This window comes from Acinetobacter sp. YH12128 (assembly GCF_013418655.1).
Lineage (GTDB): Bacteria > Pseudomonadota > Gammaproteobacteria > Pseudomonadales > Moraxellaceae > Acinetobacter > Acinetobacter amyesii.
Map to the genome: position 1 here is coordinate 113,584 of NZ_VPBO01000003.1, position 19,102 is coordinate 132,685.

18 protein-coding genes are annotated in these 19,102 nt (G+C 39.8%); 10 read left to right on the top strand and 8 right to left on the bottom strand.

Features of this window, described 5'->3' with window-relative positions; translation table 11 throughout:
• Positions 1-33: 33 nt before the first annotated feature.
• Positions 34-603: a peptidoglycan-associated lipoprotein Pal gene (gene pal / locus FTU64_RS03665; RefSeq protein ID WP_168378062.1), complete on the top strand. Its 570-nt coding sequence runs from the start codon at positions 34-36 to the stop codon at positions 601-603.
• Between the two features lie 263 nt (positions 604-866).
• Here pal and FTU64_RS03670 read toward each other — a convergent pair whose 3' ends face one another.
• Positions 867-1,064 (bottom strand): NF038105 family protein, encoded by a 198-nt coding sequence (locus FTU64_RS03670; protein ID WP_078190373.1) that lies wholly within the window; start codon positions 1,062-1,064, stop codon positions 867-869.
• A 184-nt stretch (positions 1,065-1,248) separates the two neighbouring features.
• Here FTU64_RS03670 and FTU64_RS03675 point away from each other — a divergent pair, with 184 nt between their 5' ends.
• The 5 genes from FTU64_RS03675 to FTU64_RS03695 all read left to right on the top strand — a co-directional run bounded on the left by FTU64_RS03675 (position 1,249) and on the right by FTU64_RS03695 (position 4,538).
• Positions 1,249-2,223, top strand: coding sequence for a class 1 fructose-bisphosphatase (locus FTU64_RS03675; RefSeq protein WP_078192041.1), 975 nt, complete (start codon positions 1,249-1,251; stop codon positions 2,221-2,223).
• A gap of 52 nt (positions 2,224-2,275) precedes the next feature.
• Complete coding sequence (locus FTU64_RS03680; RefSeq protein ID WP_078192042.1) at positions 2,276-3,052, top strand: RNA methyltransferase; 777 nt, start codon at positions 2,276-2,278, stop codon at positions 3,050-3,052.
• A gap of 160 nt (positions 3,053-3,212) precedes the next feature.
• On the top strand, positions 3,213-3,827 hold the full coding sequence (locus FTU64_RS03685; protein ID WP_111883945.1) for an RNA polymerase sigma factor: 615 nt from the start codon (positions 3,213-3,215) through the stop codon (positions 3,825-3,827).
• Positions 3,824-4,144, top strand: coding sequence for a hypothetical protein (locus FTU64_RS03690; protein WP_078190377.1), 321 nt, complete (start codon positions 3,824-3,826; stop codon positions 4,142-4,144). Before FTU64_RS03685 ends, FTU64_RS03690 begins: the two co-directional genes overlap by 4 nt.
• Positions 4,134-4,538 (top strand): DUF3106 domain-containing protein, encoded by a 405-nt coding sequence (locus FTU64_RS03695; protein ID WP_078192044.1) that lies wholly within the window; start codon positions 4,134-4,136, stop codon positions 4,536-4,538. The genes FTU64_RS03690 and FTU64_RS03695 overlap by 11 nt, the downstream gene beginning before the upstream one ends.
• A gap of 86 nt (positions 4,539-4,624) precedes the next feature.
• Here FTU64_RS03695 and FTU64_RS03700 read toward each other — a convergent pair whose 3' ends face one another.
• The 4 genes from FTU64_RS03700 to cxpE form a co-directional block, all read right to left on the bottom strand.
• A complete protein-coding gene (locus FTU64_RS03700) occupies positions 4,625-7,039 on the bottom strand; it encodes a CSLREA domain-containing protein (RefSeq protein ID WP_180059243.1) in 2,415 nt (804 codons plus the stop codon).
• A gap of 24 nt (positions 7,040-7,063) precedes the next feature.
• On the bottom strand, positions 7,064-8,875 hold the full coding sequence (rbtA, locus tag FTU64_RS03705; protein WP_180059244.1) for a rhombotarget A: 1,812 nt from the start codon (positions 8,873-8,875) through the stop codon (positions 7,064-7,066).
• A gap of 118 nt (positions 8,876-8,993) precedes the next feature.
• Positions 8,994-9,698, bottom strand: coding sequence for a DnaA regulatory inactivator Hda (hda, locus tag FTU64_RS03710; protein ID WP_078190380.1), 705 nt, complete (start codon positions 9,696-9,698; stop codon positions 8,994-8,996).
• A gap of 18 nt (positions 9,699-9,716) precedes the next feature.
• Positions 9,717-10,934 (bottom strand): chloramphenicol efflux transporter CxpE, encoded by a 1,218-nt coding sequence (cxpE, locus tag FTU64_RS03715; protein ID WP_180003305.1) that lies wholly within the window; start codon positions 10,932-10,934, stop codon positions 9,717-9,719.
• Positions 10,935-11,068: 134 nt separating this feature from the next.
• Here cxpE and purM point away from each other — a divergent pair, with 134 nt between their 5' ends.
• The 3 genes from purM to FTU64_RS03730 all read left to right on the top strand — a co-directional run bounded on the left by purM (position 11,069) and on the right by FTU64_RS03730 (position 13,568).
• Positions 11,069-12,139 (top strand): phosphoribosylformylglycinamidine cyclo-ligase, encoded by a 1,071-nt coding sequence (gene purM / locus FTU64_RS03720; protein WP_078190382.1) that lies wholly within the window; start codon positions 11,069-11,071, stop codon positions 12,137-12,139.
• A 9-nt stretch (positions 12,140-12,148) separates the two neighbouring features.
• A complete protein-coding gene (gene purN / locus FTU64_RS03725) occupies positions 12,149-12,778 on the top strand; it encodes a phosphoribosylglycinamide formyltransferase (RefSeq protein ID WP_180059245.1) in 630 nt (209 codons plus the stop codon).
• A 352-nt stretch (positions 12,779-13,130) separates the two neighbouring features.
• Positions 13,131-13,568, top strand: coding sequence for an META domain-containing protein (locus tag FTU64_RS03730; protein ID WP_078192049.1), 438 nt, complete (start codon positions 13,131-13,133; stop codon positions 13,566-13,568).
• Between the two features lie 82 nt (positions 13,569-13,650).
• Here the strand turns inward: FTU64_RS03730 and FTU64_RS03735 are convergent, their stop codons facing one another.
• Together FTU64_RS03735 and sppA are read right to left on the bottom strand one after the other, a co-directional pair.
• A complete protein-coding gene (locus FTU64_RS03735) occupies positions 13,651-14,460 on the bottom strand; it encodes an alpha/beta fold hydrolase (protein ID WP_180059246.1) in 810 nt (269 codons plus the stop codon).
• A complete protein-coding gene (gene sppA, locus FTU64_RS03740) occupies positions 14,457-15,482 on the bottom strand; it encodes a signal peptide peptidase SppA (protein WP_078190385.1) in 1,026 nt (341 codons plus the stop codon). The genes FTU64_RS03735 and sppA overlap by 4 nt, the downstream gene beginning before the upstream one ends.
• A 127-nt stretch (positions 15,483-15,609) precedes the next feature.
• Between sppA and FTU64_RS03745 the strand changes: the two genes are divergently transcribed.
• Positions 15,610-16,581 (top strand): lysophospholipid acyltransferase family protein, encoded by a 972-nt coding sequence (locus FTU64_RS03745; protein ID WP_180059247.1) that lies wholly within the window; start codon positions 15,610-15,612, stop codon positions 16,579-16,581.
• Between the two features lie 32 nt (positions 16,582-16,613).
• Here the strand turns inward: FTU64_RS03745 and FTU64_RS03750 are convergent, their stop codons facing one another.
• On the bottom strand, positions 16,614-19,073 hold the full coding sequence (locus tag FTU64_RS03750; RefSeq protein WP_180059248.1) for a DNA internalization-related competence protein ComEC/Rec2: 2,460 nt from the start codon (positions 19,071-19,073) through the stop codon (positions 16,614-16,616).
• Positions 19,074-19,102: the final 29 nt, after the last annotated feature.

Below are 19,102 nucleotides of genomic sequence, written 5' to 3' on the forward strand. Positions count from 1 at the left end.
GAAACATCATAAATAACCGTCATGGAGATCAATATGAAAGCAATGAAACTGATTGCGCTACCTGTTTTAGCTACAGCATTAGTAATGACTGGTTGTGCCAGCCGTAAACCTGCAGCAGACGTACAAGCAGGACAAAACCCAAATGGCTCAACCACTGTAAACACTTCTGGTTTAAGTGAAGATGCAGCACTCAATGCACAAAACCTAGCGGGTGCATCATCTAAAGGTGTTACTGAAGCGAATAAAGCATTTTTAGCGAAGCGCGTAGTACACTTTGACTACGACAGTACCGAGCTAAGCAATGAAGACTTACAAACCCTTCAAGCTCATGCACAGTTCCTTGTTGCTAATGCAAACTCACGCGTGGCTTTAACAGGTCACACCGATGAACGTGGTACTCGTGAATACAACATGGCACTTGGTGAACGTCGTGCCAAAGCTGTTGAAAGCTTTCTGATTACAACGGGTGTAAGTCCAAATCAGCTTGAAGCAGTTAGCTATGGTAAAGAAATGCCAATCAATGCGGGTCATGATGAAAATGCATGGAAAGAAAACCGCCGCGTAGAAATTAACTACGAAGCTGTTCCTCCGCTACTTAAATAAGACTTGAATAAGTCTGAGCTAAAAAAAGCACTCATTAATGAGTGCTTTTTTATTTAACCCGTATCATTTAATTTATATCGTTTCATTTGCATCATTCTATAGCAACGTTCTGTGCTTTAACGCAATTTAGCCCTTTAACTCAGGATAAATTCGATTAGCGGCTTTAGAACATAAAAAATAATAAATTAAAATGCAAATGAACGACTTTTAAAATGAGATCCTTAGCTTTACCAACTAGAAAATTAGCTTAACAATCCAAATTATTAAGCTTCTGCTTCTGGATGTTCAGCATTTTCTTTTTCTGTTTGCATCGACTCAATGAGGTCATGTTTATTGAACTTTTTATACTCTGCTTTTGCTTCGTAACTGCTCCATGCAGCTTTTACGGTATCCGCAGAAATATCGTCTAAATTCAATCCCTCAGTTGCAGTCGGAGTCGCATCAAATTTTTGTGTGGTCATTGTTGTGCTCCCTGTCTTTCGATTTATACATTAGATTCAACATAGCATGTTATTCAGGACTTGCAAGGGTAAAATCACGACAAATAGTCTAGTTTAATTTTTCTTTTCCTTCGTTCTCATCTAAAATGTTGCACAATCACATTTTTATCATTTTTGATAAATTAATATTTGGAGTTTTCCGGTTATGTCAAATCTCACCCTTTCCCAATTTCTACAACAACAAAGTGGTAATCTTACTCCTGCATTAGCACAAGTTATTGAAACAATTGGTAATACATGCAAAGACATTGACCTTCTATTACAAAAAGGTGCTTTGGCTGGTGTATTGGGTAGCGCGCAACACGAAAACGTTCAAGGTGAAGAACAAAAGAAACTTGATGTCATTTCAAATGATTACCTCATCGATGCATTGAAAGTTCATCCACATGTCGGTGGTTTGGCTTCTGAAGAATTAGATGAATTCACTCCAGCTCAAGAAAATGGCGATTATCTTGTCTTGTTTGACCCATTAGATGGTTCAAGCAACATCGATATCAATATGTGTGTAGGCACAATTTTCTCAATTCTTCCTGCAAAAAATGCGGTAACGCAAGCTGAAGATTTCATGCAAGCGGGTGTTAACCAAGCGGCTGCAGGTTATGTACTGTATGGCCCATCAACAATGATGGCTCTAACTGTGGGTGCTGGCGTAGTCTTCTTTACTTTTGATCCAGAAAGCAAAGAATTCTTATTAACTAAAGATGCGATTGCGGTTGCAGCAGACACTAAAGAATATGCAATTAATGCATCGAACCAACGTCACTGGGAAGAACCTGTAAAACGTTATATCGACGAACTTCTTGCAGGTAAAACTGGCCCGCGTGAAAAAGACTTCAATATGCGTTGGGTCGCATGTATGGTGGGTGATATTCATCGTATTCTTTGCCGTAGCGGTATCTTCATGTATCCATACGACTTCAAAGATCCGAAAAAAGCAGGCCGTCTACGTTTAATGTACGAAGCAAACCCAATGAGTATGTTGATGGAACAAGCTGGCGGTGCTTCTACAACAGGCCGTGTCCGCATTCTAGACATCCAACCAACAGAACTTCATCAACGTGTACCTGTGATTATTGGTTCTAAAAACGAAGTTGACCTAGTTACGTCATACCATAATTAATTTCTTATAACGAAAGTCAGAATTTTTGCTGACTTTCGTGGATATCTCCCTCATGGCTCTGATTTATCTCGAATCAAAAGACAACCCGAAAATTAAGCACCTCCGTGGCTTAATCGAACAAAATGCCTACCGTAAAAAACAAGGTCAAACTGTTTTGGAAGGCACACACTTGGTGTTGTCATGGTTAGACTCAAAACGTCCAATCAAATCGATTTTCACCACTGAACAAGCAATTAACCATGCCGACTTCGACCGCATTGCGGAACAATATCAAGGTGCTGTGTTCATTCTAAGTGAATCTTTATACAAAGATATCAGTACACTTGGAACATCTATTGCTTGCTTAGCGATTGTGGATTTACCAAGTTCAAGTGAAGCACTTAACTTCAGTGAAGACACCTTAATTTTAGACAATATTCAAGACCCCGGTAATGTAGGCACCCTACTCCGTTCTGCTGCCGCAGCAGGTATTGAACAAGTTGTTTGTACCAAAGGCTCTGCATCGCTCTGGTCACCGCGTGTATTACGCGCAGGTATGGGCGCACATTTTTCATTAAATACCTTTGAAAATATTGCCCTTGAAGATATTTTGACGAAATTCAAAATTCCAGTGTATGCAACAAGCTCACATCAGTCTGAAAACCTATATAGCAAAAATTTACGCAAACAATGTGTGTGGATTTTAGGCAATGAAGGTCAAGGTGTTTCTGAATATGCATTACAACATGCAGAAGCCGTTGCGATTCCTCAACCGGGTGGTCAAGAATCATTAAACGTAGCCATTGCTGGCTCGATCTGTTTTTTTGAAATGGTACGTCAGCGTCAGTAAAATCGTTATTTTATTGTATTTAGCGCTTAAGCCTGAAAAAAATAGACTACACTAGAAAAAATAATAATTCTTTTTGTCAACCTAACCGTTATTTCCATCGTTATTTGTATATGAATATGGAAATAATGGTGGGTATCCGATGACAGGATTTTCCATCTCTATGGATTTAGCACCCAAAAAGTCCGAGACGCAAGACAGCAGTGTTTTAAAAAGCACGGCTGAGTCTCGCCTGAAAAACTTCATGAATGAAGTGACGGGGCGTGCTTTAGTAATGATGGAAAGTGCAACGCACGGTCAACATGGCATTGCCATGGACTTGGTGCAAGAAGCCTTTATTTCCTTACATAAAGCTTATGCTGAAAAGTCCACAGAGGAATGGTATCCCCTGTTTTACACCATTTTAAATAACAAGCTGCAAGACTGGCGTCGAAAAGAAGCACGTCGTTCGCAGCCGTTTTCCTTATTTAGAAAAGTCAGCCTAGATGACGACGATGTCGAGATACAGGATGTGGTAGATGAATCTACACCAAACCCTTTCGACTTTCTGGATCAGGCTGTCACTGCAGAGGAAATACAAGATGCTATCGCAGAACTTCCAGTCCGCCAGCAACAAGCATTTATGTTGCGAGCTTGGGAAGGCTTTGATACGCATACAACTGCAGAAATTATGAATTGTTCCGAAGGCAGTGTGAAAACACATTACCACCGTGCCATTCAAGGTTTACGTACCGCTTTGGCACATTTGAATCCACATATGGGAGGATCATCCGAATGAAACAAGATGATTTCTTAAAGCAAGTAACTTCCAAACTTGATGGACTCGCACAGCACCATAAAGACAAAGCAACTGTCATGAATAACGTGCTTGAAGATATTCATCAGCGCGAAACTTCACGTTATGGTTTCTGGAAAATGTCTGGCTTTGCACTTGCAGCAGCAATTGCAGGTTTTGTCATTTTACCGAATGCGACTGTACTGGATGACAAACCACAAAATCAGGTGATTTCAACCCCTAAGCTCTCCCCTCAAATGGTGGAAGATCTTGAAATGTTGATGGTTCTGGGTGAGGACAAAGTTCCACATGGCAGCTAAAAAATTAGCAATTGCATTCTGTGCTTTTAGTTTTTTGCAAACCAGTTTTGCTGGCTTTGATCGCTTTTGGATTTTTTCAAAAGATGCAGATACCCAAGTCAATGAAACTTGGGATTCGCTATCTGAAGCAGAACAACAGGCCTTAATTAAAAAGTATCAGGCACTCAAAGAGATTCCTGCAGATCAACGTGTCAGCTTGCAACAGCGCATGGATTGGTTCACTCAACTTCCAGATAGTGAAAAGCAACGTATGCGCGAAACTTGGCAAAAAATGAGTACTTTAGAACGTAAAGAACTCGCGACACGTATGCAAAAAGCTAGTCCTGATGAACGACCTGCTATTCGCGATGAGTATATCAACAAATATTTACAGCCTATCGCTGTCGCTCACTAATCTAAAACAGCAGCATGTTGCGAAAATCAAATCAATTACATTAGTTAAGCCATAAAAAAGCCTCTTATCGAGGCTTTTTTATTGTATTACTTGCTCAACCGACGTTGACGATACATACCTAAACCAATCAGTGTCAACAGCCCAAATAATCCCATCGAACCACCGCCGCTAGAAGAAGAGTTGGTGTTTTTCGCGGTATTCTTAAGAGTCAGAATTGCATTGCTTGATGCAATGCCATCACTATCGACAACGCTATATTCAACAGGATAGTCAAACTGACTAAAGCCATTTTTTACAGAGAAGGTAATCTTGCCACCGTAGCAAGTTTCCTTTAAATAACTTGCTGGGCAACTGCCACTATACTCAGCTTCAAAGTTTAAACCTGCTGGGATTTTCGTAAAACGAATTGGGATAATTTGACCTTCTTCATTTTTATGCCATACCGATTTGCCCGCTGGCATAGATGTAACTGGACCATCACCATCATCATTAGCATTTTCTAATAAATTATTGACGGTAACAGACAAATTATTTGACGGACTAATTGTATATTGAGCAGCTTTGGCCACTGGGGTCATATTTTTAAATGCCACACGGACCACACCAGAGGATTCCGCCTGACTCCCTGTCTTTTGTTTTAGCGTATATTTACAAAAACCGTATTCGGTAGGCGCTGTTGTTGCCCCACTGGTGCGATATATAACGATTTGTTTTATTCCCGCATCCCAATCACAGTGTAGGTCATGTGGTGGATTACCCACAATACTTGCTTCGCCTGTACTAGACACCGTAATTTCACTACCAATGCCGATTGGTGAAGTCGTCACGGTATAGTTGTCAGCATTTAAGGCAATTTGTCGTGTTTCAGCACTTCCGTTCACAGACTCTTCTTGAGGTAATGATGCTGGGAATGGATCAAAATAAACTGCACGATATTTGAGGTTATTTTTTAATGCACTTAATACCGCTTCGTATTTTGTTAAATCATCCTGATTGGCAACTTTGTATTCTGCATAATCTGGATCGTCGATATCCTTTTTCAAATCATCAATTGTTTTTTGATATTTCTCTTGAATAGCTGCTAAGGACTCGTTGGTAATCTCTGCCATATCTGCTGCAGTTAAATTCATTAATTCAACCGAACCAATCTCACAAGTATTTCGTTGTGCAGGTGATAGCTGCAAGGTACCATTCGTAATCCGCAAAATACCCCGTTGATCGGCTTTACTACATCCCTCTAAGCCCAGATTGATCAAGTCAAAACCACTGCCGATCGCTTTCGGGTAATACAAAGGTAAATACAAATTATAAGCAGATTTTGTTTGTAGGGCGCTTAATAAAGTCCCCATAGCATAACTACTTACATCATGGTTTTGCAGAAAGCTTTCCGTACTATTCAGCACACTTTCTGGTAAATCACACTGTGCGGCTGCCAGTTCAAATGCATTATTACTTGCCACAAATTTTTGACCATTATCAGGTACTGCATTATTCAGATAACGACAAGATTTTCCACCAGTATTGTAGGCCAATACATTGAAATACCAAGCCTTTGTACCATTGTTATCATAATAATAGGTACTAGCCGCATTGTTCTCGACTATTGTATTACTGGTTAAAACGAAGCTAGAAAAAGCACTTAAACGATCCGTTCCCTGAGAAATGGCACGGATAATACTACCCGTACTTGGATTTGCTTGGTTTTTTGCAATCGTATTTGCTGTCAGTTCAACCTTGGCATTTCCACAGAAGTCCATCACACTATTGCTCGTCGATGAACCATTTTGAATAATACTGCTTTGCTGGAACACAATTTCAGGCTGGGTATCCCCCAAGTTCCCGATACAGTCCATAGCAACAACACTACCTTTAGGTGCGATGTTGCCCTGAACTAAACTGCTCACCAATAATGTTTTTTTCGACATATTATGCGCAACGGAGTAGATTGCACCGCCAGCAACTTTGGCTTGAGAGTTTTCAATTGCACCATTATTTAAGGTAAATGCTCCCCCTAAATACAAGGCACCACCTCGATCTTCTGCCATCCCGCCAGTAAGGCGAACATTATTGACGATAAAGTTGGCTTCTGAACGTGAAGTATTAAAAATACGAGATTTGCCTTGGGCATTAATCGTCGTTCTAATATCTTCATAGGCAGGAAATTTCTGCGTCAGTAAATTTTTTGAATCATAGTTAAAGCGACTTTTCCCTTCAATCACGATCTGATTGACCGGAACTAACTCACCTTTAGTCAGAAGATATTCACCTGCTTCAAGTTGAATATAATCGGTCTGCCCATTATTTGGATTACCGACATTACATCCACCAAAAGATTTGTTTTTACGTGCAGTTTCAATCGCTTCACGTAAAGAACATTGATTGAGATTTTCACCATTTTCATCATCAAAGGTCGTAACTTTGATGATGTTACTTGTTGCTGCCATAGATGACATAGCCGCAAGGACCATGACCGCCAGCAATCCTTTTTTATAATTTTTCATGTGCTGTCCTTAATTCTATCCAGACTATTTTTTAAAGCGACGAAATCCAACTAAGCCAAGCAGCGCAAAAATACTCGCCCAGCCTAGAGCACCACCCGAAGTTTTAACGGTTTTACTTTCCATTTCATTGTTTGGTTCTTGGAAAATACGCACTTCTGCAGCTAAATAATTTTTTGCCGAAGTATTAAAACGGGTTGAAGACGTCACCACACGCAATTCAAAAATATCTGCGCCATGCCAATTTCCATTTGGCGTGTATTCAAAATCACCATTCAAATTCAGTGTAAATTTACCTTTTGATTCAGTGCTTTGTACAACTATTGGACAACCATCTTGCCATGGCTCACCTGTTGGATTTGCCATACCCATCACTTTTGTACATTCTTCTTTTGGAATTAAATCACTGTCACCTAAAGCATCTAAGATATTAAACTTCGCCACTTCACCTGTACGTATGTCTTTACCTAAGCGAGGCATGCTCACAGGAACCACAATTTCGATAGCCCCACGATCACACCAAACATCATCCAAATTACGATTTTTTCCACGCTGATCAGAAGACTCACAATACACATGATGCTCATTGCCATCTGCTGTGGTCTTCCCCTTATTTAATATCGGGCTTGAGAAAATCGTTTCGTAATCTAATAAAATACGAGGACGTAAATAACCAATAAATGCGTTGTTTGCTTTGGTAAATGGACAGAAAAGTGCATTACGATCTTCTGTTAAGGTTTTACAGCTACCTTCATCTTCACCCGCGATTAAACTTGTCCCAGACCACACATCATTTAAATTTGAAACAGGCCCAACAGGACAACTCGCAGCCACTAAGTTGTTATAAAAAACAGATTTGTCTGTTCCTGAGTTCACAACTTTACAATCTTGAGCGGTGCCACTGAGCGCATTACCAATCACCACACTATTGGCTAAATAAGCATGCTCAGAGGTACTATTTAGTTCAATACCACCACTGTTCTTCAGTACTGTAATATTATTAAGTGCTAAACCATCACGTAAGTTGACAGCAAAACCTTTGTTTTTGAAAAAGGTACTATTGGCAATGATATTTTGAGGGTTACTGAACACCAACTTGCTGATGTCTGCGAGCCCATTTTGATTGTAAACAATCGCTCGACCAGAAGTGCTTTCATTATTTTTGAACAAAGATGTATAGATTTCATAAGCCGGTGCTTCTGAGTAAATTGCACCACCATCTACCGCTTTGTTGTTTTGAAAAATCGTGGTTCGTATATATAGACGGCTTGCTACAGCTGCGCCATCTTCTGAAAATCCAACATTGTAGATTGCACCACCAAGTCGTGCATAGCCATCTTCAAACTTTACATTTTCAAGTGTGAGTTTTTCATTATTAAAAATGATGCCGCCTTTATCAGCGCATTGATCTTGCTTACATCCTTTAAATGAAATCTCTTTAAAATTGATCGCAAGTAGTTCTTTTTCGCCGTCATTAATATTAAAAATTTGATCCTTACCCGTCATTTCAATGACGGCATTATTAAGACCGAGTACGACATCTTCATTGACGTTACTGTCATACGCCGTTTTCAGGCTCAGTTCGGCTTTAATATCAATTTTTTTAGTGAGTTTATAAACTTCATTTTTTTTCAGAGAAATTGAAGCATAGGCGTCTTTACCCCCGCAACCATTATATCCGGCTTCTGGCATACCATTATTGATATATTCTATGGCTTCACGAAGTGAACATTCCTTGTCATCCTTTACAACATCTTCAGTAGTTGTAACGGTAATTTCTGCGCTAAATGCATGACCTGCCATGAGTAGCATGCCAATACCTATGCTCTGTTTGAGCATATCCATCTCCTTAAATATTTTTTATCTTTTTATTCTTAAGTTGCACAATCCTTGCAACATTAAAATATTTTTATGTACTTTGTCACAGCTTGAGTAATTACTCAAGAATTTTTATTGCTTACCGATATTCATCAATTAGGGCAAAAATTTGTCTTAAATTGGCATGACTCAATTTGACTTTTTCACCTTTTAACATCTGAATCAGTTGTTCTAAAGATCTAAGTAAAATGGATGCCTGATGCGGCCCATGTGCCAACAAATAATCTACAATTTGTTGATCCATATGGATGCCACGTCGCGCCAAAACAGAGTTTACGAGTGCTTGTCGGTCTGCGTATAAACTACCATTTGGTACTTTTACACTGACAGCCTGAGTTAATCGAGACTGTAAATCTGGCAGTTCAAGTTTGAGTTCAATGGGCGCCAGCCGAGATGAAAAGACCAATTGACCACCTTCTTCGTTATTATAATTAATCAGGTGAAAAACAGCTTTTTGCCAATGTGGAACTCCACTGATGGCTTCAATATCATCTAAAGCCACCAAATCATAGCGATCAAGCGAAGTAATCGCTTCAGTTGGCGCATCGAGCAATTCAAGCAATGAAACTTGAATTGCTGATTTGCCAATTTCTAAATAGGAGTCACATATTGCAGACAGTAAATGGCTTTTTCCTGTGCCAGCTCCACCATAGATATAGAAACGATTCATTAAACCAGCATGTAACTGACGAACACCATCGATTACATGCCCCCAACTCGGCCCAGAAAAATCACTAATTCGGGCATCGAGTTGTGGTTCTATATCTAGCTGCAATTGACGCATATCTATATTTGGGCCTTATCAATCTTTATGTTCTGATCTTTCAATGTTACTCGAAATTTCAGGATCTTGCAGCGAATTTGCAGACTGATTTTTGAGCTCAATATCGACAGCAACTTGATTGGTTTCTACGTTTAAAGTGCCACTTGCAGCATCATTTACGACAAGTACATCATTTCGGTATAAATTACTTTTCTCATAATTTTCGCGTGCATGACGTAATAAAACTACAATAATCGCTGCAACGGGTAGTGCAATGAGCATTCCGAGGAGTCCTGCCAATTGCGCGCCTGCAAGGACTGCAAATACCACTGCCACAGGAGACAAACCAATTTTGTCGCCTAATAAGAAAGGCTGTAAAATATAACCTTCTATTGCCTGCCCTACCATGAATACCACCAGAACTAAGGCCAAATGCACCCAATCCAAACCGAATTGGAACAGGCAAGCCACAATTGCCGAAATAATACCTACCGCAAAACCCAAATACGGAATAATACTGGCTAGACCCGCAATCATCCCAATGATGATGCCAACCTCAATACCGATTAATTGGAGTCCAACCGCATAAACAACGCCCAATAAGAACATTACCAAGAATTGGCCTTTTACAAATGCACCTAAAACTTCATGACATTCGCCCACGATTGTGAGCGTGCTTTTTTCATATTTACGTGGAATAAGTCGACGCATGTTTTCTAACATACGCTCCCAATCTAATAAGAAATAGAAAGCTATGATTGGAATTAAGACAATCGTGCCACCAATCTGTATGAAATTCAGACCCGATTGTGCCACTTTTAACAACATGGCTTGGATACTGTCTGCACTATAGTTGGTTTGAATATACTCCATGATCGCTGCTGACATTTGCTCTGTATCAATTTCCATCGGTACAAGATTAAATGTCTCTGATAACCACGGCAGGAATGTATAGTTGACCCAATGAATATTGCTTGGAATATTGTTTTTCGCATACATCAACTGTTCCCATACCAGTGGTACGAGGAACCACATTGCAAAGAATATAGCGACACCAATTCCAATAAAGACCAAACTGATAGATAACCAGCGCGGCAAGCCAATATTATGTAATTTATCGACTAAAGGGCTAAATAAATATGCAATTAGAAATGCGCCGATAAAAGGAACAACTACAGGCTTTAATAAGTATAAAACCCATATGATCAATGCTATCCCAGCAAGAATAAATATTCGGCGCAAGGTGCGATCACCCATATAAAGTCACCTTTTTTCAATGTAATCGTTATAGAAAGGAAAATATTTTAATAAAGATAACATTTTAGTGCGAAATAGCATAAGAGTTTTGCATATTCAGGTTATAATCCCCGCGCGAATGCGGAGACTTCATTATGAGCAACTCAACTTCTACCCCAAACACTGGTTTAAGCTACAAAGATGCAGGTGTCGACATTGAAGCGGGCGACGCGTTAGTCGATCGTATCAAATCTGTCGCGAAACGTACTGCACGTCCTGAAGTAATGGGCGGCCTAGGCGGCTTCGGCGCTCTTTGTAAAATTCCTAAAGGTTATGAAGAACCTGTTCTCGTATCTGGCACAGATGGTGTTGGTACAAAATTGCGTTTAGCATTGAATTTGAACCGTCATGACACAATTGGTCAAGACTTGGTTGCAATGTGCGTAAACGATCTTCTTGTATGTGGTGCTGAACCACTGTTCTTCCTTGACTACTATGCAACTGGCCACCTCAACGTTGACGTTGCAGCAAATGTTGTGACTGGTATCGGTGCGGGTTGTGAACTTGCAGGCTGTGCATTGGTTGGCGGTGAAACTGCTGAAATGCCAGGTATGTATGAAGGCGAAGACTATGACCTTGCAGGTTTCTGCGTAGGTGTAGTTGAGCAAAGTAAAATTATTGATGGCTCTAAAGTTAAAGCGGGTGACGTTTTAGTTGGTGTTGCATCTTCTGGCGCACACTCAAACGGTTACTCACTTCTTCGTAAAATTTTAGATGTGAAAAACGTTGACCTTACTCAAATCGTTGATGGTCGTCCACTTGCAGATACAGCAATGGAACCAACACGTATTTATGTAAAACCAATTCTTCAGTTATTGAAAGAAGTGGATGTACACGCTATGGCGCACATCACAGGCGGCGGTTTACCGGGTAACTTACCTCGCGTACTGCCAAATGGTGCTCAAGCGGTAGTCAATGAAGCATCTTGGGAATGGCCAGAATTATTCAAACTACTTCAAAAAGAAGGTGGTGTTGAACAATTTGAAATGTACCGCACATTTAACTGTGGCGTAGGTATGGTTCTCGTGGTTGATGCAGCCGATGCTGACAAAACTGTTGAATTACTCAATAGCCTTGGCGAAAAAGCATTCACAATGGGTCACATTGCAGATAATGCTGAATCTGTTGAAGGCGCTGACGAAAAAATCCGTGTAGTTTTCGCATAAGCAACGTTCATGATTAAAATTGCTGTACTTGTTTCAGGCAGCGGATCTAACCTGCAAGCCCTGATCGATGCCAATCTATCAGGTCAAATCATTGGGGTGATTTCCAATAGACCTGACGCTTTTGCACTGCAACGTGCAAGAAAAGCAAATATTGCAACTGCAGTCATTGAACATAAGCAATATCCAAGTCGTGAAGCTTTTGATGATGTGATGCATCAACAACTGCTCGACTGGGATGTTGATTTGGTCATTTTGGCAGGCTTTATGCGCATTTTAAGCGCAAAATTTGTCAAAGCATGGGAAGGAAAAATGATTAACATCCACCCTTCTCTGCTGCCAAATTATAAAGGAATGCATACTCATCAACGTGTTTTAAACACCGGTGATGTCTTCCATGGCTGTACAGTTCACTATGTGACTGCAGAGCTGGATGCTGGTCAAGCGCTTGCTCAAGGCGTGCTTAAAGTCAATGTGCATGATCATGCTGAAAGTCTGGCAGATCGGGTTCACGTGCTTGAGCATGTGATTTACCCTCAAGTGGCAGAATGGATTTGTAATGGCACCATTCAACACACTGAAAACGGTGTTTTATATCGTGGCGAGCCTTTGCAACAACCTGTTCAATTCTGTAAGTTCTAAGCAACTGTATAACTTAACAATCAACGCATCTTAGGGTGCGTTTTGTTTTTTAAGGGCCAAATAAAACTCTATTTATTACTAAAATCTAAAATCTAAAATCTAAAATCTAAAATCTAAAATCTAAAATCTAAAATCTAAAATCTAAAATCTAAAATCTAAAATCTAAAATCTAAAATCTAAAATCTAAAATCTAAAATCCATTTTTGCAGAATGTTCAACTTTATGATCAATATGTAGTTTTTAGTTAAATTAAAGCTTTTAGCATCATTAAAATAATAAGCTTATATTGCAATTAGTAAACCTTATAAATCTAGAAATATTACATCCTTCAAAAAAAAGTGGAGAAAATCACATGTTAAAATCCATCACACTGGCGACTTGTGCATGTATAACACTGGGTATGATTGGTTGTGCTACGACATCAAATCCAGCTACTGATCGTAATTTAGATAAATTACAAAACAAAAATTGGGTTGCGAGTGAAATTCAAGGCGTTAAGCTTGAAGCTGACCCTAACAATTCGAACGTACCCACCATCACTTTCGACGATACTCGTGTAAGTGGTTCTGATGGTTGTAATCGATTCATGGGTGGTTACGCTGTGCAAAACACAAAAATCCAATTTTCAAACCTTGCTACAACACAAAGAGCGTGTTTGACTGCGACAAATATTCCTCAACATTTTTCGCAGGCATTGAGCCAAGTTACTCATTATGATGCCTCTAAAGATCATTTGAAATTTTTAGATGCCAACAACAAAGTTGTTTTACAATTTGAAAATGCGAAATAAATCTCAAAAGTAGAAAGTAGAATGTTTCATTCATAAAAAAGCACTCTATAGAGTGCTTTTTTTGTGTTGTCGTTTTTAAGGTTCAATGATGACGCTTAGACGATTTAAGTAAATCTTTGATCAATTCCACAGTTTCTACAGGATGTTCTAAGGGGAACATATGACTCCCCGCAGCAACTTTAAATGGAATCGCAAATTTTTTCTCTACCATTTGTGGAAAGTGCCGAGCTAAAAATGGTCCCTGCTCTGCAATTAACTGCTGTACAGGTACTTGCGGTTGAGCATGAGGTAACCACCACAGTGAAGGATTGGTTCGAAAAATATGAACTTCATCATCACGTGAAATCGTCAATTCCACCCCACCACGCAGTTTATCGTCCATCAAGGCATGATCAATATAAGCTTGATAACAGTCTGGATCGAAATCTTTATAAAAACCTTTCGGCCTTAAAAGCTCTGCTGCTTGTTCACGGCTGTCCCAATGATCACGACGACGCTTCGACAATCCTGCTGGGGACATTTTATCGAGGACTTTAAGTTTGAGGAGTTTTGCGATGTGCAAAGCAAAAGACTCTTTCCCCATGATCATAGGCGGATCAATCATTAACACTTGTTCAAACAATTCTGGGCGTTGTAAAGCAGCCTGAAATGTTAAAACCGAACCTAATGAGTGACCTAATCCAATAACCTTACGACCATTGGCCTGACGTACAATACTGTCAATGACTTGCTGTGTTAAGCTCTTCCAATGGTTATCGATTGGGTAACGCTTATCTGGCCCAAGTAACGGCACATAGATCACATCATATTCATCACTCAGTAAATCAAACAATTTTTGATAAACCCGTGATGGCACGCCATTGGCGTGCGCAAAATGAATTAACGGTTTCATTGTAATTTCGTGCTGTTTTCAGATTGAACCTGTTGTGACAATGCGCTTGCCAAACCTTGACCAAATGAACTTCCCATACGACCTAGTACAGAATCAAACGGACTATTTTCAATGGTGTAGTTCACGGCTTTTTCAGTTTTTAATTCACGTTTCAGGCTATTTAAACTACCTGTACGGTCAGCAATACCTAGCTTCACAGCCTGATCACCCGTCCAAAATAAACCTGAGAAAATAGCTGGATCATTTGATTTTAATTTCTTACCGCGACCTTCCTTCACTGCATTAATGAAATGCGCATGAACATTATCGAGTACACCTTGAACATGTGCTTTTTGTGCTGCATCTACAGGTTGAGTCATGGATAAAATGGCTTTGTTCTCACCCGAAGTCATGGTGCGATCTTCTACACCGAATTTTTGCATCAAACCACTAACACCATAATTCGGCATAATCACGCCAATCGAACCCACTAAACTTGAAGGATTGACAATAATTTCATCTGCCGCAGACGCAATATAGTACGCACCTGAAGCGCCTGTATCACCAATAATGGCATACAGTTTTTTATCGGTATGGGCTTTTTTCAAGTACTGAATTTCTTGCCAAATTTCATCAGACTGAACAGGTGAACCACCCGGTGAATTAATATTGAGAACAACCGCTTTGCTTTGTTTATTTTCATAAGCTTTTTTCAGAGCTTTGATGGTATTTGCACTGTTTACACTTTGCTTGTCCGCTGCAATGGTCCCAATGATATCAACCACGGCAATATGTGAACCCGCTGTTGCTGCAGGATCAGATGACGACATGCTGCAACTTTTTGCCATCGCAATGATAATAAATAGCAAATAAGCAAAGGTTAAAAATTTAAAAAATATACCCCATCTACGTGCTCTACGTTGTTCTTCAACGGAAGAAAGCACGGCTTTTTCTAATATTTTCCATTCATTTCCAGTTGGCTGCTGAATATTGTTTGAAGAACTTTGCTGTTTTTCTTCAGGTTTTGGTGGCCATTCGGACATAAAAAAACCCATTTGATCGTTAATTTGTAGTCATTATATACACGCTAATCGCTATAACTGTCTAATCAATTCATTTTCCCCTATAATTATTTTAAATTTTCTTTCATTTCTTTCAGACTTAAATAAGATGACCGACCAAAATTCACAGGACACCACATATCACCTGTTAAAATTTATCAGCCGTCAACCTATTCAAATTTCAAGATTAATTGCAAAAGGTTTGGCTGGGTTAGTCAATGTTTTAAAAATCTCTAAAACCTACTCTACGATTCAACGCAATCTCAAAATTGCATTGCCTGAATTATCAGAGTCAGCTCGCATTCAACTCACTAAACAAGCGATTCGAAACGAACTTTGTTCTTATTTTGAATTTTTTAATATTTGGGGTGCAAGTACAGAAAAAAATATTCAACGGATTCATCACGTACATGGCGCTGAATATTTACATGAAGCGCTCGCCCTAAAAAAAGGCGTTGTACTCGTAGTACCACATTTTGGTACTTGGGAAATAATGAATGCATGGGTTGCGCAGTACACTCAAATGACCATCATGTACAAGCCGGTAAAAAGCGAATCTGCCAACAATTTTGTCCGTGCTGCTCGAAGCCGTGAGCAAGCAATATTGGTTCCTACGGATGAATCAGGTGTACGTCAGATTTTCAAAGCCTTAAAACAAGGTGGGACGACTGTGATTTTGCCAGACCATACCCCCAATGCCGGCGGCGAAATGATTCCATACTTTGGTATTCCACTAAAAACCAGCAACTTAAGTGCAAAATTAATTCAAAAAACCAAAGCTCGTGCGCTCTTACTGTATGCCATTCGTAACGATAATCATGGTTTTGATATGCATATCGAACCTATGGATGAGAATATCTATCAAGGCAATGCAGATGATGGCTCTATAGTTATCTTTAAAGCAGTGGAAGATTTAATTCATCGTTATCCAGAGCATTATCACTGGAGCTATAAACGCTTTAAAGCCAACCCAAAATTGAGAAATCTATACAATATTAGTGATGAAGAAGCCGCTCAACGCATTCGTGATATTCGTGAGGAATATCAAAGACAGCAAACAATAAAAAATGTGGCAGAATGACATTTTCAAGCAATATACTTGAAGTAGTTTTTCTATTCGGATTCTTTAGATAGCCTGCGATATAGATCGAGCCATTTATACTTTGTCCGCTCTTCAATTAGTTCAATTTGCTGTTTATTTTGGTTGAAATGAATACTTCCACTCTGTGCGGTCTGTAAGAGTGGAATATCTAATTGTTTGAGCCGTGTTTTGGTCATCTTTGCAGGATGTCCATAACGATTAAAGCGCCCTGCAGAAGCAATCGCCAACTTGGGCTTAAAATGGTTTAAAAACGCATAGGATGAACTGTGCCGACTACCATGGTGTCCGAGCACCAAGACATCGACTTTTAGGTCTGGATAATCACTTAATATTTGATATTCAGTCTCCCAACCCGCATCCCCCATCAATAGAAAATGTCGTGGGCCATTGACGTCTTTGACCGTGACATATAGAACACAAGAACGTTCATTGGCATTCCATTTGGCATCTGTCAGATCTTCAGGCTTTGGCGAGAGTATTTCAAAATAAACTTGCTGATCCCAATTCCACTGCTGACCACGCTGACATAAGCGCTGTGGAGCTTGGTTTGTGGTTTGTACCCGCTCATTACTTGAAAGCTGTCCAATATCAAGCTGTTGCTCCAATGAGAAAAAGCCACCGCTATGGTCTTGATCTAAATGAGTCAATAACACCCGATCTAGTCGATGAACTCCATTCACACTCAAAAATGGCCGGATGATATTCTGCCCGACACTAAATTGACTTTCATCATAGTTTCCACCGAAGTCCACCATCATATGATGATCTACAGAACGGATATAGATCGCCTGCCCTTGCCCTACATCTAAAATTGAAAGTTGAAAATTTGCTGAATTTTTCCATGGGATAAACAGAGCAAAAAAGGCAATGACCGCCCAATATTTTGGCAAGATACCTTCAGGTAAAAATAAGATTACTATAGCGAGTATCAACAGTACGATCTGAGTTGACGTCAATGCGACATCCTGCATTTGTGGTGCAAAGAGTCGATCTAAGCCATAGAGAAATACATGTAACACTTCTAAACACAGATCATTGAATAAAAAGACCAAATGCGCCAAAGGTGTAGAAATATATGAAAGTGCCCCTCCGATGATATCTAAAGGAACCACCACTGCCCCTAACCACGGGATAGCGAATAAATTACTTAAGGGACTAATCCAAGTCACTTGCTTGAAAAAAATCACCATCAATGGAAATAAGGCAACAAAGATTTTCCATTGTGATTCCACCATCAACCACATTGAGTGCTTTAACTTTTGCCAAAAACTGGCGTCCGTTTGAGCCAGTAAATGCTTCCTTAAGGTTTGATAAATCCGCAGTAAAATAAAGCATGCGCCATAAGACAACCAAAATGCTGCGGATAAAATACTAAAGGGGTCCACTAGCAATAAAATAGCGGCACTAAAAACCAGCAGTTGAAAAGGCTGAATGGTTTGCCGTAACAACAGCATGCTACTGGCGACAAGGCAGATCGTCAGCGTTCTCAGCGCCGGTATTTCAAAACCGGTAAATGCACAATATACAAGGACACAGAAGATAAAGGGCACGACCAAAACATACTGTTTGGGCCATTTGAGATAGATTTTGGGACAATATTTTCGAATAGCTAACTGTATCGCCCAACAGAGCATACTGGCAAATACCAACACATGCGGACCAGAGATTGCCAATAAATGACTCATGCCAAAACGTTGAAATAATTCACTAGTGCCTTCAGTGAGTAAACTTTTATCGCCTGTAAGCAGTGCTAACAACAAGCCATGATTCCGCAGCGGTTGTTGATATATAAACGCTCTTAAATATAAACGTTGTTGTTCGACTTTTATTTTGAACTGATGTAACACACCTTGATGCCGTTGATACTGTTGACCATAGCCCATCGCAGTCATATGTTGAGGTGGTATCAATTCGACCGACTTCACCTTTAAACTGGCATGTATATTTTGCTGTATGCTCCACCGTTCTTGGTCAAAGACACCTTCGGTCACATAACTCTGGGTAGGTCGTAACTCACCATACATACGATAGTATTGTCCAGGGACCAACTGAATCGTCTGTTCATTATTTTGCAAAATTGAATTGGGTAAATACGCCATAAAATATTGAATCTGCTGATTCACATTGAGCACTTCAATTTTTTGCTGAATTGCTTGGTCTTTGAGTTGGCTGATCTGTGGAATATACGCTATAAACTCGCCTTGTCTGCTCTGATGTTCAACCAATGCCAAACGCTGATCGAGTTGAGTATTGGCGAAACTAAAGCCGAGAATTGCACCCATGCATAGATTTGTACTGAGCTGTAAGATTTTCGAAAAAATACTTTTTAGTTTTGATGAAATACCAAGCTGTAAACCTAGCCAAATCAGGACAATAAAAAGCAACTGAGCTGTCGAGAGTTGTGGATTCCAAAACATGAACCCCATAAAAGAAATGCCTAAAATCCAGCCAATACAAAAGCTTTGCAACATGAGTCATCATTATTTTTATTATGTGCTGG

Excerpts from the sequence above, each read along its gene's own strand:
- rbtA (WP_180059244.1), bottom strand. The coding sequence starts at position 8,875 with ATGCTCAAACAGAGCATAGGTATTGGCATGCTACTCATGGCAGGTCAT.
- cxpE (WP_180003305.1), bottom strand. The coding sequence starts at position 10,934 with ATGGGTGATCGCACCTTGCGCCGAATATTTATTCTTGCTGGGATAGCA.
- purN (WP_180059245.1), top strand. The coding sequence starts at position 12,149 with ATGATTAAAATTGCTGTACTTGTTTCAGGCAGCGGATCTAACCTGCAA.
- pal (WP_168378062.1), top strand. The coding sequence starts at position 34 with ATGAAAGCAATGAAACTGATTGCGCTACCTGTTTTAGCTACAGCATTA.
- FTU64_RS03695 (WP_078192044.1), top strand. The coding sequence starts at position 4,134 with ATGGCAGCTAAAAAATTAGCAATTGCATTCTGTGCTTTTAGTTTTTTG.
- purM (WP_078190382.1), top strand. The coding sequence starts at position 11,069 with ATGAGCAACTCAACTTCTACCCCAAACACTGGTTTAAGCTACAAAGAT.
- FTU64_RS03670 (WP_078190373.1), bottom strand. The coding sequence starts at position 1,064 with ATGACCACACAAAAATTTGATGCGACTCCGACTGCAACTGAGGGATTG.
- FTU64_RS03680 (WP_078192042.1), top strand. The coding sequence starts at position 2,276 with ATGGCTCTGATTTATCTCGAATCAAAAGACAACCCGAAAATTAAGCAC.
- FTU64_RS03745 (WP_180059247.1), top strand. The coding sequence starts at position 15,610 with ATGACCGACCAAAATTCACAGGACACCACATATCACCTGTTAAAATTT.
- FTU64_RS03735 (WP_180059246.1), bottom strand. The coding sequence starts at position 14,460 with ATGAAACCGTTAATTCATTTTGCGCACGCCAATGGCGTGCCATCACGG.
- FTU64_RS03690 (WP_078190377.1), top strand. The coding sequence starts at position 3,824 with ATGAAACAAGATGATTTCTTAAAGCAAGTAACTTCCAAACTTGATGGA.
- FTU64_RS03750 (WP_180059248.1), bottom strand. The coding sequence starts at position 19,073 with ATGTTGCAAAGCTTTTGTATTGGCTGGATTTTAGGCATTTCTTTTATG.
- FTU64_RS03730 (WP_078192049.1), top strand. The coding sequence starts at position 13,131 with ATGTTAAAATCCATCACACTGGCGACTTGTGCATGTATAACACTGGGT.
- FTU64_RS03685 (WP_111883945.1), top strand. The coding sequence starts at position 3,213 with ATGGATTTAGCACCCAAAAAGTCCGAGACGCAAGACAGCAGTGTTTTA.
- hda (WP_078190380.1), bottom strand. The coding sequence starts at position 9,698 with ATGCGTCAATTGCAGCTAGATATAGAACCACAACTCGATGCCCGAATT.
- FTU64_RS03700 (WP_180059243.1), bottom strand. The coding sequence starts at position 7,039 with ATGAAAAATTATAAAAAAGGATTGCTGGCGGTCATGGTCCTTGCGGCT.
- FTU64_RS03675 (WP_078192041.1), top strand. The coding sequence starts at position 1,249 with ATGTCAAATCTCACCCTTTCCCAATTTCTACAACAACAAAGTGGTAAT.
- sppA (WP_078190385.1), bottom strand. The coding sequence starts at position 15,482 with ATGTCCGAATGGCCACCAAAACCTGAAGAAAAACAGCAAAGTTCTTCA.